Origin of the sequence: Streptomyces flavidovirens DSM 40150, assembly GCF_000429085.1 — a bacterium.
Classification (GTDB): Bacteria; Actinomycetota; Actinomycetes; order Streptomycetales; family Streptomycetaceae; genus Streptomyces; species Streptomyces flavidovirens.
In genome coordinates this window covers 200,888-213,345 of the sequence record NZ_AUBE01000005.1, presented here as the reverse complement: position 1 = coordinate 213,345, position 12,458 = coordinate 200,888, and the positions used below count along the sequence as shown (strand labels likewise).

Below are 12,458 nucleotides of genomic sequence, written 5' to 3'. Positions count from 1 at the left end.
CCGGGCACAAGGCGTGCCCCGCGTGCCCCGATGCCGCACACCGTCCCGGTGTGCTCGTGCGTCAGCGCATGGAAGGGGCCTGCCCCTCGGCCCTGTCGTCGACCAGGATCACCTCAAGCATGCGCGGGCCGTGGACGCCCTCAACCCGGTTCAGCTCGATGTCGCTGGTGGCGGAGGGACCCGAAATCCAGGTCTGCGGCCGCCCGGGGTCCAGCCGTTCGAGCGCTTCAGGTACGGACCCGACGACCTGGTCCGGCACCCGTACGACGCAGATGTGGTGGTCGGGCACCAGAGTGATCCGGCGCCTGCCCTGGTCGGGACCGCCGTCCAGGACGAGCGTGCCGGTCTCGGCGATCGCGACCGCGCAGCCCGTCACCACGCTGTCCACGGTGTCGAGTTCGTACGCCGTGTCCGCCTCCCGGTCGGGCACCAGGGCCGGATCGGCGGCGGCCAGCCAGCGGGGCGGGAGCCCCGGCGGTACGAGCACCGACTGCGAGCCGTGTGCGGCCAGGAGCCGCTTCAGCAGCCGGGGCAGTCCTGCGGCGTCGACCCGGTGCACGAGCGCCCGGTAGTCCGCCAGGTTCTCCGCGAGCAGTTCGACCGTCTGCTCGGTCGTCCGGTCGCCGTGCACGCGCAGATAGCCGCGTTCCACCCGGACATCCTGCGGTCGCTCGTCGCGCGGCACATCCGCCAGCGCCCTGCGCACCCGCGCCAGCACCCGTTCCCTGCTCCCGCTGCTCTTGCTGCCGCTACTGCTGCTCACTGGGCTCCTCCGCGCGTGCGCTGCCACCAGTCCCTGAACGATTCCGCGGGCATCTCGGGCAGCGTGCGCGTGTCGCTCCACGCGCGCCCCGGCCCCGGCAGCCGCTTCGGATGGATGCGGCGGGTACGGGACGCCAGCCGCTGCCCGGCCCGCAGCGCGCCCGGATGGTCCAGTGCCCAGCGTGCCGCGCGCATCGCCGCACGCTCGACCGCGTGCCCCTTCGCCGGCTTGATGGTGACCCGCTCCCCGTTCCTGGTCACCTCGCCGCCCTCCACCACACGCTCCCGCAGATGTACGAGCACCTCCGGGATGTCGATGGCGACAGGGCACACGTCGTAACAGGCGCCGCACAGCGAGGACGCGTACGGCAGTGAGGCGTCGACCTCGCTCCCCGTGCCGCGCAACTGCGGGCTGAGGATCGCGCCGATCGGCCCCGGGTAGACCGAGCCGTACGCGTGGCCGCCCGCCCGCTCGTACACCGGGCACACATTCAGGCAGGCCGAGCAGCGGATGCAGCGCAGCGCCTGCCGCCCGACCTCGTCGGCCAGTGTGTCCGTACGGCCGTTGTCGAGCAGCACCAGGTGGAAGGTCTGCGGCCCGTCGCCGTCCGTCGTACCCGTCCACATGCTCGTGTACGGGTTCATCCGCTCCGCCGTCGAGGAGCGCGGGAGGGTCTGCAGAAACACTTCGAGGTCCTGCCAGGTCGGAACGACCTTCTCGATGCCCACGACCGAGATCAGCGTCTCGGGGAGGGTCAGGCACATCCGCCCGTTGCCCTCGGACTCGACCACGACGAGGGTGCCGGTCTCCGCCACCATGAAGTTGGCGCCGGAGACGCCGACCTTGGCGCGCAGGAACTTCTCCCGCAGGTGGACGCGGGCCGCCTCGGCCAGTTCGGCCGGGTTGTCGGTCAGCCCGGCCGGGGCGGGCCTGCCCCAACTCCCCATCTTTTCCTCGAAGATGTCGCGGATCTCGCCCCGGTTGCGGTGGATGGCGGGCACCAGGATGTGCGACGGCCGGTCCTCGCCGAGCTGCACGATGAGCTCGGCGAGATCCGTCTCGTACGCCGCGATACCCTCGGCCTCCAGCGCCACGTTGAGCCCGATCTCCTGTGTGGCCATCGACTTGACCTTGACGACCTCACGCTGCTCGCTGTCACTGCCGCCGGCCGCCTTCACCAGATAGGTGACGATCCGGTTGGCCTCCTCGGCGTCGGCGGCCCAGTGCACCGTCCCGCCCGCCGCCGTGACGGCCTCCTCCAACTGGAGGAGGTAGCGGTCGAGGTGACGCAGTGTCCGGTCCTTGATGTCCTTGCCCGCCGTCCGCAGCCGGTCCCAGTCCGCCAGCTCGGCCACGGCCTTGGCGCGCTTGTCGCGGATGGTGTGGGTGGCATGGCGGAGATTGCCGCGCAGCGTCTCGTTGCGTACGGCGTCCTGTGCCGCCTTGGGGAACGCGGGCATTCCCAGATAGGTACCGCTCATGCGTAGGGCTCCTCCTCGGTGGCGGCGAGAATCTCCGCGATGTGCACGGGCCGGACCGTGCAGCCCAGCTTGGCGAGCGTGCCTCCGATGTGCATCAGGCAGGAGTTGTCGACCGTGCACACCGCCTCGGCGCCGGTGCCTACGATGTCGCGTACCTTGTCCGCACCCATCGCCGCAGATACGGCGGGGTTCTTCACGGCGAAGGTGCCGCCGAAGCCGCAGCACTCCTCGGCGCCCGGCAGCTCGCGCAGTTCGAGGCCTTTCACCTGTTCCAGCAGCCTGCGGGGCCGGTCACGCAGGCCCAGCATGCGCAGGCCGTGACAGGTGGGGTGATAGGTGACGGAGTGCGGAAAGTACGCCCCGACATCGGTCACGCCCAGCACGTCGACCAGGAACTCGGTCAGTTCGTACGTCTTGGGAACCGACCGGGCCGCGGCCTCCGCGAGTGCCTGGCCGCGCCCCTCGGCGGCGGCCCTGGCCCCGATCCGCGGGTAGTTGTCGCGCACCATCGCGGCGCACGAGCCGGACGGGGTGACGACGTACTCGTACTCCTGGAAGGCCGTGTCGAAGCGCCGTACCAGCGGCTCGGTCTCGTGCCGGTAGCCGGTGTTGAACTGCGGTTGCCCGCAGCAGCTCTGGGCCTGCGGGAAGCCGACCTCCACGCCCAGCCGTTCCAGCAGCCGTACGACGGCCTGCCCGGTGTGCGGATAGAGCGTGTCGTTGACGCAGGTGACGAAGAGAGCTACGCGCATGTTCCGTCCTCCTTCCCTCGGCCTGTGGCGATGCGGCCTGTGGCGATGCGGTCCGCGGCCTCGTCCCAGGCCGTACGGTCGCCCGCCGGATCGTAGTACCGCAGGGGCTGGGTGTTGCGCAGCAGCGCCCGCAGCCGGTCCAGTCCGCCGCTGATCACCCCGGCGGCGCGGGCCTGGACCAGTACGTTGCCGAGAGCTGCGGCCTCCGCGGGTCCCGCGACGACCGGCAGCCCGATGGCGTCCGCCGTCAACTGGCACAGGAGGGTATTGCGCGCGCCCCCGCCGACGATGTGTACGGCGTTGACCTCCCGGCCCGAGAGCGTCCGGGCGTCCTCGACGGCCCGGCGGTGGGCCAGCGCGAGGGAGTCCAGCACACAGCGGGTGGTCTCGGCGGGCGTACGGGGCTGCGGCTGCCCGGTGCGGGCGCAGGCGTTCGCGATACGGCGCGGCATGTCGTCCGGGGCGAGGAACGCCGGATCGCCCGCGTCGACGACGGAGCGCAGCGGCGCGGCCCGTGCGGCGTCGTCGAGCAGTGCGGGGAGCTCCTGCGGGGTGCCCTGCGCTTCCCAGGTGCGCAGGCACTCCTGGAGGAGCCACAGGCCCATGATGTTGCGGAGGTAGCGGACGGTGCCGTCCACGCCGAGCTCGTTGGTGAAGTTCGCCGCCCTGGACTCCTCGGTGAGCACGGGACGGTCGAGTTCCAGGCCGGCCAGCGACCAGGTGCCGGTGGCGATGTACGCGAAGTCGTCGCCCGCCGCCGGTACGCCGACCACCGCCGAGGCCGTGTCGTGCGACCCGACGGCCGTTACCGGGACCGGCCCGGTCAGGCCCGTCTCCGCCAGCACCTCGGGCCGCAGGAGTCCGGCGTGGTCGCCAGGGCTGCGCAGCGGCGGGAACAGGCCGAGGTCGAGTCCGAGGCGGGCGGCGACGACCGGTGACCAGTCACGGGTGCGCGGGTCGACGAGCTGAGTGGTGGAGGCGTTGGTGATCTCGGTCCCGGTCTGGCCCGTGAGCCAGTACGAGATCAGGTCGGGGACCATCAACGACCGGTATGCCGCCGCGAGTTGCGGTGTGCCCTGGGCGGCGACGAGCTGGTAGACGGTGTTGAAGGGCAGGTGCTGGAGCCCGGTGGCGGCGTACAGCTCCTCGGGCGGCAGCACGGCGGCGACCTTCTCCCGTGCGCCTTCCGTACGGGTGTCCCGGTAGTGCACGGGGTTTCCGAGCAGCGCGCCGTCGGCGTCGAGCAGCCCGTAGTCGACGGCCCAGCTGTCGATCCCGATCCCCGCCAGCCGCCCGCCCGCCGCTGCGCCGGCCGCCCGCAGCCCGTCCAGCACGCCGCGGTACAGCGCGAGGATGTCCCAGTGCAGGGTGCCGTTGACCCTCACGGGTCTGTTCGGGAAGCGGTGCACCTCTTCCAGGTGCAGGGATTCAGGGCCGACCCTGGCGACCATGACGCGTCCGCTGGAGGCGCCGAGGTCGATGGCGGCGAAGGTGTGGGTGGGGTGCATGGGCCCTCGTAGTGGTGCGGGTTCGGTGGGGCGGGTGGCGGTGCGGGCGGGGGCGGGTGGGGGCGGGTGGGGAAGGCCCGCCGCCGCCCGCGCCCCCTACCTCAGGAACGCCGCCGCCACGCCCGCGTCCACCGGCACGTGCAGCCCCGTCGTATGCGTGAGCTCACCGCCCGTCAGTGCGAACACCGCGTTCGCGACGTGCTCAGGCAGCACCTCCCGCTTCAGCAGGGTCCGCTGCGCGTAGAACTCGCCGAGCTTCTCCTCCTCGACCCCGTACACCGCGGCCCTCTTCGCACCCCAGCCGGCCGCGAAGATGCCGGACCCGCGCACCACACCGTCCGGGTTGACGCCGTTGACGCGGATGCCGTGCTCGCCCAGCTCGGCGGCCAGCAGCCGCACCTGGTGGGCCTGGTCGGCCTTGGTGGCGGAGTACGCGATGTTGTTGGGGCCCGCGAAGACGGCGTTCTTCGAGGCGATGTAGATGATGTCGCCGCCCATGCCCTGGGCGGTCATCACGCGCGCGGCCTCCCGTGAGACCAGGAAGGAGCCGCGGGCCATGATGGCGTGCTGGAGGTCCCAGTCCTTGGCCGTGGTCTCCAGGAGCGGCTTGGAGATGGAGATTCCGGCGTTGTTGACGACCAGGTCGACTCCGCCGAAGGCGAGCAGCGCGGCCTGGAACGACTCCGCGATCCGCTCTTCGGAGGTCACGTCGACGGTGACCGCCACCGCCTTGTCGGCGCCGCCCAGTTCCTCTGCGACGGCCGCGGCGGCCTCGGCGTTCAGGTCGGCGACGACCACGCAGGCGCCCTCCGTCACCAGCCGGTGGGCGATCGCCTTGCCGATGCCCGAGCCGGCGCCCGTCACCAGCGCCACCCGCGCCGCCAGCGGCTTGGGCCGGGGCATCCGCTGAAGCTTGGCCTCCTCCAGCGCCCAGTACTCGATCCGGAACTTCTCGCGCTCCTCGATCGGCGCGTACGCCGACACGGCTTCGGCGCCGCGCATCACGTTGATGGCGTTGACGTAGAACTCGCCCGCGACCCGCGCGGTCTGCTTGTCCTTGCCGAAGGAGAACATCCCCACGCCCGGGACCAGGACGATCGCCGGGTCGGCGCCGCGTATCGCGGGCGAGTCGGCGTCGGCGTGCCGCTGGTAGTAGGCGGCGTACTCCTCGCGGTAGGCGGTGTGCAGTTCCTTCAGCCGGGCAACCGCCTCCTCCAGGGGCGCGGACGGCGGAAGGTCGAGGACCAGCGGCCGTACCTTCGTACGGAGGAAGTGGTCGGGGCAGGACGTGCCCAGGGCGGCGAGGCATGGGTGTTCGGCGCGGGCCAGGAAGTCCAGGACGGCGTCGGAGTCGTTGAAGTGCCCGACCTGGGGCCGGTCCTGGGACGCAAGGCCCCGGATGAAGGGGGCGAGTGCGGCTGCCCGCTCCCGGCGCTCGGGCTCCGCCGGCGGCTCGTACCCCTCCAGCAGCGGCCCGAAGGGCTCGGGGCGGCCGCGCTCGGTGAGGAACGCCTCGGCGGTACGGATGATGTGCAGCGAGTTGGCTTCGCACTCCTCGGAGGTCGCGCCCCACGCGGTGACGCCGTGTCCGCCCAGGACGCAGCCGATGGCCTGCGGGTTGGCTTGCTTGATGGCGGCGATGTCCAGGCCGAGCTGGAAGCCGGGGCGCCGCCAGGGAACCCAGACCACCCGGTCGCCGAAGCACTCGGCGGTCAGCTTCTCGCCGTCGGCCGCACAGGCCAGCGCGATCCCCGAGTCGGGGTGGAGGTGGTCGACATGGGCGGCGTCCACGAGTCCGTGCATGGCGGTGTCGATCGAAGGCGCCGCCCCGCCCTTGCCGTGCAGGCAGTAGTCGAACGCGGCGACCATCTCGTCCTCGCGCTCCCCTCCGGGGTAGACGCCGGTCAGCGCCCGCAGCCGGTCCAGGCGCAGGGCGGCGAGGCCCTCCGCCTTGAGGGTGCCCAGGTCGCCGCCGGACCCCTTGACCCACATCAGTTCCACGCCGTCGCCGGTCACCGGGTCGACAGCGGTGCCCTTGGCCGACGTATTGCCGCCCGCGTAGTTGGTGTTGCGCGGGTCGGCGCCCAGCCGGTGTGAACGCTCCAGCAACGCGTCGACCGCTTCGTGCTGTGCCATGTCGGTCAAGCTCATGTCGATCAAGCTCCCCATCCGGCCTGGGTCCCGCCCACGCGCTCTTCGGTGATCTTCTGTGCCCAGCCCGAGCGGTGGTACGCCGCGATCGGGTCCGGGTCGATGCCGATCTCCTCGCGCACCTCGGCGAGCAGCGGCCGGACATCGGTGTTGTACGCGTCCATCAGGACGGCGTTGGCGGCCAGCACATCGCCGCAGACCTGGGCCTCGGCCAGCGCCGTACCGTCGACCAGCAGCGCCTTGGCCGTGGCTTCCTGGACGTTCATCACGGACCGGATGATCGCCGGGATCTTCGCCTCGATGTTGTGGCACTGGTCGAGCATGAAGGCCACGTCGGACGCGAGACCGCCGCCGCGGATCACCTCGTACATGATGCGGAAAAGCTGGAACGGGTCAGCAGCGCCGACCATCAGATCGTCGTCGGCGTAGAAGCGGGAGTTGAAGTCGAAGCCGCCGAGCTTCCCCTCGCGCAGCAGCAGCGCCACGATGAACTCGATGTTGGTGCCGGGCGCGTGGTGCCCGGTGTCCACGACGACCTGCGCCTTGTCGCCGAGCTGCAGGCAGTGCGCGTAGGCGGTTCCCCAGTCGGGCACGTCGGTGGTGTAGAAGGCGGGCTCGAAGAACTTGTACTCCACCAGCATCCGCTGGTCGTCGCCGAGCCGCTCGTAGACGGCGGCCAGGGCCTGGGCGAGCCGGTCCTGGCGCGAGCGGATGTCGTCCTGGCCCGGGTAATTGGTGCCGTCGGAGAACCACAGCTTGAGGTCGCGGGAGCCGGTGGCGTCCATGATGTCGACGCATTCCAGCAGGTGGGCCAGGGCCTTGCGGCGTACGGCGGCGTCGGGGTGGCAGACGCTGCCGAGCTTGTAGTCGTCGTCCTGGAAGACGTTGGAGTTGATCGTGCCGAGACGCACGCCCCGCTCCTTCGCGTACGTCGCGAGGGCCCCGTAGTCGTCCGCCTTGTCCCAGGGGATGTGCAGGGCGACGGTCGGTGCGACGCCCGTGTGCTCATGGACGCGGGCGGCGTCGTCCAGCTTCTCCTGCGGCGTGCGCGGGACTCCCGGCTGGGCGAACACCTTGAAACGTGTGCCCGAGTTCCCGTAGGCCCAGGACGGTGTCTCGACGGCCTGGGCCTTGAGGGCTGCCTTCACGGCTGGGACGTCGGATCGGCTCGTCATCGTCAGCGCTCCTGTATGCCGTGCGGGAACATGGATCGACTTATGAATCGTTTCATCGGGGGGAAGCTATGGGGGGTCGCTGGCACTGTCAAGGGTCGAGGCGGGACGACCGTGCACACAGTACGAATGGGCAAGCTGCGTAAGTTCCGGCTGCTGAACCATTGACTGACGCGGGTAACGCCGCCTAGCTTCCGTGAAACCTCGTTGAAACCTTTCACGGCGTGCTGGTCATCGACCGCAGCCGTTGAGGAGTCCCCCATGAACCATCCCGACACGGGCCCGGCCCCCGCCCTGGCCCTGAAGGACGTTTCCAAGTCCTTCGGCGCGGTGCGGGCCTTGCAGGATGTGTCCCTGCGGCTCTTTCCCGGTGAGGCACATGCCCTCGCCGGAGAGAACGGAGCGGGGAAGTCCACGCTCATCAAGACCCTCGCGGGGGTGCACCGTCCAGACACCGGCCAGGTGCTCCTCGACGGCGAGCCCGTGGCCTTCCACGGCCCGGCGGACGCTCGGGACGCCGGCATCGCCGTGATCTATCAGGAGCCGACTCTCTTCCCTGATCTGTCCATCGCGGAAAACATCTTCATGGGCCGCCAGCCCCGCAGAGCGCTCGGCCGCATCGACCGCAAGGCCGTGCACGCCGCGACCGCCGCGCTGACAGGCCGCCTCGGCGTCGACCTCGACCCGCGGCGTCCCGCCCGCGGCCTGTCCATCGCCGACCAGCAGATCGTCGAGATCGCCAAGGCGCTCTCCTTCGACGCCCGCGTCCTGATCATGGACGAGCCGACCGCCGCCCTCACCGGCAGCGAGACCGCCCGGCTGTTCTCCGTCGTCGAGGCGCTGCGCGCCGAAGGCGCGGCCGTCCTTTTCATCTCCCACCGCCTGGAGGAGATCTTCCAGCTCGTCCTACAATGGCAAGATCGTCATCAACGGCCTGGGCACGCCCCACCAGATGCGCAAGTACGTCAAGGACGGCACGGTCGAGCAGTTCGCGCTGTGGAACCCGAAGGACCTCGGCTACCTCGGCGCGTACGCCGCGGCGGCGCTGGCCTCCGGGCAGATCACCGGCGCGGAGGGCAAGAAGTTCAAGGCCGGCAGGCTCGGCGAGTACGAGGTCGGCAAGGACGGCGAGGTCATCCTCGGTTCGCCGGCCGTCTTCGACAAGAAGAACATCGACGAGTTCGACTTCTAGACGGGACAGGCTGGTACGAGCACATGCAGCGCGTCTGCTTTCTGCTGAAGGTCCGCCGGGAGCGCCTCGACGAGTACCGCGAACGGCACGCGGCCGTCTGGCCCGGCATGCTCGAAGCTCTCTCGGCCACCGGTTGGCACAACTACTCGCTCTTCCTGCGCGACGACGGTCTGCTCGTCGGCTATCTGGAGACCGAGAACTTCGCCAGGGCACAGGCCGCCATGGCCGCCACCGAGGTCAACGCCCGCTGGCAGGCCGAGATGGGTGAGTTCTTCGAGGCGCTCGACGGCGACCGGCCGGACGAGGCGATGAAACCGCTCACCGAAGTGTTCCACCTCGCTTAGCGCTGTGTCCCTGTCCGGTATGGCGGCGCAGGGGCTTGGGCGTATCGGTGGAGTTCGACGTCAGGCACGGTCCGGTGACGCTGGTGGGGCCGGGCCAGACCCGTGACGGAAGGTACAAGCTCGTCGCCTCCGAAGGTAAAGTGGTCGGCGGCCCGCTGCTGGAGATCGGCAACACGACATCACGCGTCGACTTCGGCTGCGACCCCGGTGAATGGACCGACGCGTGGAGTGCGAGCGGTGTCGCCCACCACTGGGCGCTCGCCACGGGCAGCCTGCTGCCCGACCTGCGCGCGCCGGCCGGTCTGACCGGACTGGAGCTCGTGGAGGTCTCTGCCTGATGGCACAGTCGGTGGGTATCAAGGACGTCGCCCGGCTCGCCGGGGTGTCCGTCGGCACGGTCTCCAACGTGATCAACCGGCCGGAGTCGGTGACCGAGGAGACGCGGGCGCGTGTCCTGGCCACCATCGACCAGCTGGGTTATGTACGCAGCGAGTCCGCCCGCCAGTTGCGGGCGGGCCGCAGCCGGATCATCTCCCTGCTGGTGCTCGACATGGCGAACCCGTTCTTCGTGGACGTCGCCTCCGGCGCCGAACGTTCCGCGCGGGAGGCCGGGCTCGGGGTGATGCTGTGCAACAGCGGCCAGAGCGCCACCGAGGAGAGCGAGTACCTCGGCCTCTTCAGTGAGCAGCGGGTGCGGGGCGTACTGATCACTCCGGTGGACCCCACCGGCCGTAACCTGCGCGCCTTCAAACGGCAGGGCATCCCGTACGTGCTCGTCGACCGGGTGGCTCCCAGCACCGAGGGGTGCTCCGTCTCCGTCGACGACGTCACGGGCGGAGCCCTGGCCGTACGTCATCTCATCGCCGGGGGCCACACGGAGATCGCGTACGTCAGCGGCCCTCTGCACCTGGACCAGTGCCGGGACCGGCAGGCGGGAGCCCTCCAGGCGCTGGCCGAGGCCGGTCTGCCGGCCGACCGGCTGCGGCTGATCGAGGCGGAGCGGCTCGACGTAGCGGCGGGTCGCGACTCGGGAGCCCGGCTGCTGGGCATGTCGTCCCGGCCGACCGCGGTGTTCTGCGCGAACGATCTGCTGGCGCTGGGGGTGCTGCAGGCGCTGTACGGGGCGGGGGTGAGCGTGCCCGACGACGTCGCCCTGGTCGGTTATGACGACATCGAGTTCGCCTCGGCGGCCGCTGTGCCGCTGACCTCCGTACGCCAGCCGGCCTTCCAGATGGGGCGGATGGCCGCCGACCTGCTCATCGAGGAGACCGGCGACGCGGCGGACGCGCACCGGCACCAGCGGATCGTGCTCCAGCCGGAGCTGGTGGTACGGGACTCGTCGCTGCCCCGCCGCCGCTGAGACCGGGCCCCCGGCGGCGCGTAGGCAGTCGGGGACGGCCGGCCGACCCGCACGGGCCGCAGAACGTGGTGCGTGTGCGGCCACTCGCCCTCAACCGGCATGTCATCACGCCGCGTTGTGAGTACGCGCGCGGGCACGGCGATATCCGCGTCCCGCTCCAGGAGCCGCCGCGCGATGCGGCAGAGGCCGGTGATCACAATCACAAGGGGCCGCGTCCTCGCGGGCGTTCGGGGCCAGTTGACCGTCCGGGCTCGTCCCGGCTCGTCCGGACGAGTCCGGACTCGTCCGCGCTCAACCCCGCTCGGCCGGAGTGAGCCGTTCGGTCAGGGCCGCCGGGCGCGCTGCCGGCATCTGGATGGAACGCGTCCGCCGCTCCAGCTCGATCAGGAGCATCGCAAGCGACGTGCCCTCGCGGCCGAGCGCCTCGCGGAAGCGGCGCAGTACGGCGTTCTCGCGGGCGAGTTCGATCTCCGGGCCTCCCGCCGCCCGTCGCAGCGCCGCCAGCTCCCCGCACAGGTCGGTACGCCGGCGGACGAGGTCGATGATCGCCTCGTCCATCTTGGAGACAGCCCGGTGACCGTCCTCAGCGAGCGCATCCGAGTCCCTGGACATGCCGACCGCCTTCCGCATGAGAGCGCCGGGGGGGGAATGAGCGACCAGTTCATCGTAGCGCCCCATTGCAGTATTTAGGTAAGGCTTGCTTTACTGATCGTGTTTCTCCGCGGGGTCACAGGAGGAGACCCGCGAAGGGCGCCTCCGACATGCCGCCGCACCGACCCGAGCAGCTCCGGGCGGGCCCGGGCCACCCCCGGCGCCCTGTCCACCAAGACGAGTGACCGACTCTCAACCACTCACGATCCTCAGGGACTTACACCCATGCGCACAGCACGTCCCCGGCACTACCTCATGTGCAGGCCCACCTACTTCGACGTGGTCTACTCCATCAACCCCTGGATGGACCCGCGAAAGCCCGTCGACACCCCCTTGGCCATCGCACAGTGGGAGCGGCTGCGTGAGGTCTACCTGGAGCTGGGTCACACCGTTGAGCTCATCGACCCCGTGCCCGGTCTCCCGGACATGGTCTTCGCCGCCAACGGCGCCACGGTCGTCGACGGACGCGCCCTCGTCGCCCGCTTCCGTGACGCCGAGCGCGTCGACGAGGCACCGGCCTACCGGGACTGGCTGCGCGCGCACGGCTTCACCGAGCTGCGCACGGCGGAGCTGGTCAACGAAGGTGAGGGGGACTACCTCCTCGTGGGCGACCATCTGCTCGCGGGAACGGGCTTCCGCAGCGACCCCCGCTCCCACAGCGAGGCCCAGGAGTTCTTCAGCCGTCCGGTGATCAGCCTGACGCTCGTCGATCCGGACTACTACCACCTGGACACCGCACTGACCGTACTGGACGAGGACACGATCGCGTACTACCCGCCGGCCTTCTCCCCCGGCAGCCTGGCCGTTCTGGAGCGGCTGTTCCCGGACGCCGTCGTCGCGACGGACGACGACGCGGCGGTCTTCGGCCTCAACGCCACCTCCGACGGCCGCAACGTCGTACTGCCGCACAACGCCACGGGCCTCGCCGAACAACTGCGTGGCCGTGGCTTCAACCCGATCGGCGTGGACCTCTCGGAGCTGCTCAAGGCGGGCGGCAGCGTGAAGTGCTGCACGCTGGAGCTGCGTTCAGGCGACCAGGAGACCCACAACTCCTGAGCCCCGACTTCCCGTCGCTGCGCGTCCG

At 70.6% G+C, this 12,458-nt stretch carries 10 protein-coding genes and 3 pseudogenes; 6 read left to right on the top strand and 7 right to left on the bottom strand.

Annotated elements, in window-relative coordinates:
- Positions 1–61: 61 nt before the first annotated feature.
- The 6 genes from G412_RS0110185 to rhaI all read right to left on the bottom strand — a co-directional run bounded on the left by G412_RS0110185 (position 62) and on the right by rhaI (position 7,830).
- Positions 62–763, bottom strand: a complete 702-nt coding sequence (locus G412_RS0110185) for a LutC/YkgG family protein (RefSeq protein ID WP_037648290.1) — start codon at positions 761–763, stop codon at positions 62–64.
- Complete coding sequence (locus G412_RS0110180) at positions 760–2,244, bottom strand: lactate utilization protein B (RefSeq protein WP_028812009.1); 1,485 nt, start codon at positions 2,242–2,244, stop codon at positions 760–762. The genes G412_RS0110185 and G412_RS0110180 overlap by 4 nt, the downstream gene beginning before the upstream one ends.
- Positions 2,241–2,996, bottom strand: a complete 756-nt coding sequence (locus G412_RS0110175) for a (Fe-S)-binding protein (RefSeq protein WP_028812008.1) — start codon at positions 2,994–2,996, stop codon at positions 2,241–2,243. Before G412_RS0110175 ends, G412_RS0110180 begins: the two co-directional genes overlap by 4 nt.
- Positions 2,987–4,504, bottom strand: coding sequence for a rhamnulokinase (locus G412_RS33850; protein ID WP_037648288.1), 1,518 nt, complete (start codon positions 4,502–4,504; stop codon positions 2,987–2,989). Before G412_RS33850 ends, G412_RS0110175 begins: the two co-directional genes overlap by 10 nt.
- A 96-nt stretch (positions 4,505–4,600) precedes the next feature.
- On the bottom strand, positions 4,601–6,640 hold the full coding sequence (locus tag G412_RS0110165) for a bifunctional rhamnulose-1-phosphate aldolase/short-chain dehydrogenase (RefSeq protein WP_028812007.1): 2,040 nt from the start codon (positions 6,638–6,640) through the stop codon (positions 4,601–4,603).
- A gap of 20 nt (positions 6,641–6,660) precedes the next feature.
- Positions 6,661–7,830, bottom strand: a complete 1,170-nt coding sequence (rhaI, locus tag G412_RS0110160; protein ID WP_028812006.1) for an L-rhamnose isomerase — start codon at positions 7,828–7,830, stop codon at positions 6,661–6,663.
- A gap of 258 nt (positions 7,831–8,088) precedes the next feature.
- On the opposite strand from rhaI, the pseudogene G412_RS37855 reads away from it, so the two are divergent.
- The 5 genes and pseudogenes from G412_RS37855 to G412_RS0110135 all read left to right on the top strand — a co-directional run.
- A pseudogene (locus G412_RS37855) lies at positions 8,089–8,730 on the top strand (ATP-binding cassette domain-containing protein); the annotation flags it as partial.
- Positions 8,708–9,019: pseudogene (locus G412_RS0110150) on the top strand (substrate-binding domain-containing protein); the annotation flags it as partial. The pseudogenes G412_RS37855 and G412_RS0110150, both read left to right, overlap by 23 nt.
- A 23-nt stretch (positions 9,020–9,042) precedes the next feature.
- Positions 9,043–9,363, top strand: coding sequence for an L-rhamnose mutarotase (locus G412_RS0110145; protein ID WP_028812003.1), 321 nt, complete (start codon positions 9,043–9,045; stop codon positions 9,361–9,363).
- A 26-nt stretch (positions 9,364–9,389) separates the two neighbouring features.
- A pseudogene (locus G412_RS0110140) lies at positions 9,390–9,701 on the top strand (arabinose isomerase); the annotation flags it as partial.
- Complete coding sequence (locus G412_RS0110135; protein WP_028812001.1) at positions 9,701–10,723, top strand: LacI family DNA-binding transcriptional regulator; 1,023 nt, start codon at positions 9,701–9,703, stop codon at positions 10,721–10,723. The pseudogene G412_RS0110140 and the gene G412_RS0110135, both read left to right, overlap by 1 nt.
- A gap of 291 nt (positions 10,724–11,014) precedes the next feature.
- Here G412_RS0110135 and G412_RS33845 read toward each other — a convergent pair whose 3' ends face one another.
- Positions 11,015–11,335 (bottom strand): chorismate mutase family protein, encoded by a 321-nt coding sequence (locus G412_RS33845; protein ID WP_106964070.1) that lies wholly within the window; start codon positions 11,333–11,335, stop codon positions 11,015–11,017.
- A gap of 204 nt (positions 11,336–11,539) precedes the next feature.
- Here G412_RS33845 and ddaH point away from each other — a divergent pair, with 204 nt between their 5' ends.
- On the top strand, positions 11,540–12,430 hold the full coding sequence (gene ddaH / locus G412_RS0110125) for a dimethylargininase (RefSeq protein ID WP_341860554.1): 891 nt from the start codon (positions 11,540–11,542) through the stop codon (positions 12,428–12,430).
- Positions 12,431–12,458: the final 28 nt, after the last annotated feature.

Coding starts and splice junctions, on each gene's coding strand:
- G412_RS0110180 (WP_028812009.1), bottom strand. CDS start 2,244: ATGAGCGGTACCTATCTGGGAATGCCCGCGTTCCCCAAGGCGGCACAG.
- G412_RS0110175 (WP_028812008.1), bottom strand. CDS start 2,996: ATGCGCGTAGCTCTCTTCGTCACCTGCGTCAACGACACGCTCTATCCG.
- G412_RS33850 (WP_037648288.1), bottom strand. CDS start 4,504: ATGCACCCCACCCACACCTTCGCCGCCATCGACCTCGGCGCCTCCAGC.
- G412_RS0110165 (WP_028812007.1), bottom strand. CDS start 6,640: ATGGCACAGCACGAAGCGGTCGACGCGTTGCTGGAGCGTTCACACCGG.
- rhaI (WP_028812006.1), bottom strand. CDS start 7,830: ATGACGAGCCGATCCGACGTCCCAGCCGTGAAGGCAGCCCTCAAGGCC.
- G412_RS0110145 (WP_028812003.1), top strand. CDS start 9,043: ATGCAGCGCGTCTGCTTTCTGCTGAAGGTCCGCCGGGAGCGCCTCGAC.
- G412_RS0110135 (WP_028812001.1), top strand. CDS start 9,701: ATGGCACAGTCGGTGGGTATCAAGGACGTCGCCCGGCTCGCCGGGGTG.
- G412_RS33845 (WP_106964070.1), bottom strand. CDS start 11,335: ATGTCCAGGGACTCGGATGCGCTCGCTGAGGACGGTCACCGGGCTGTC.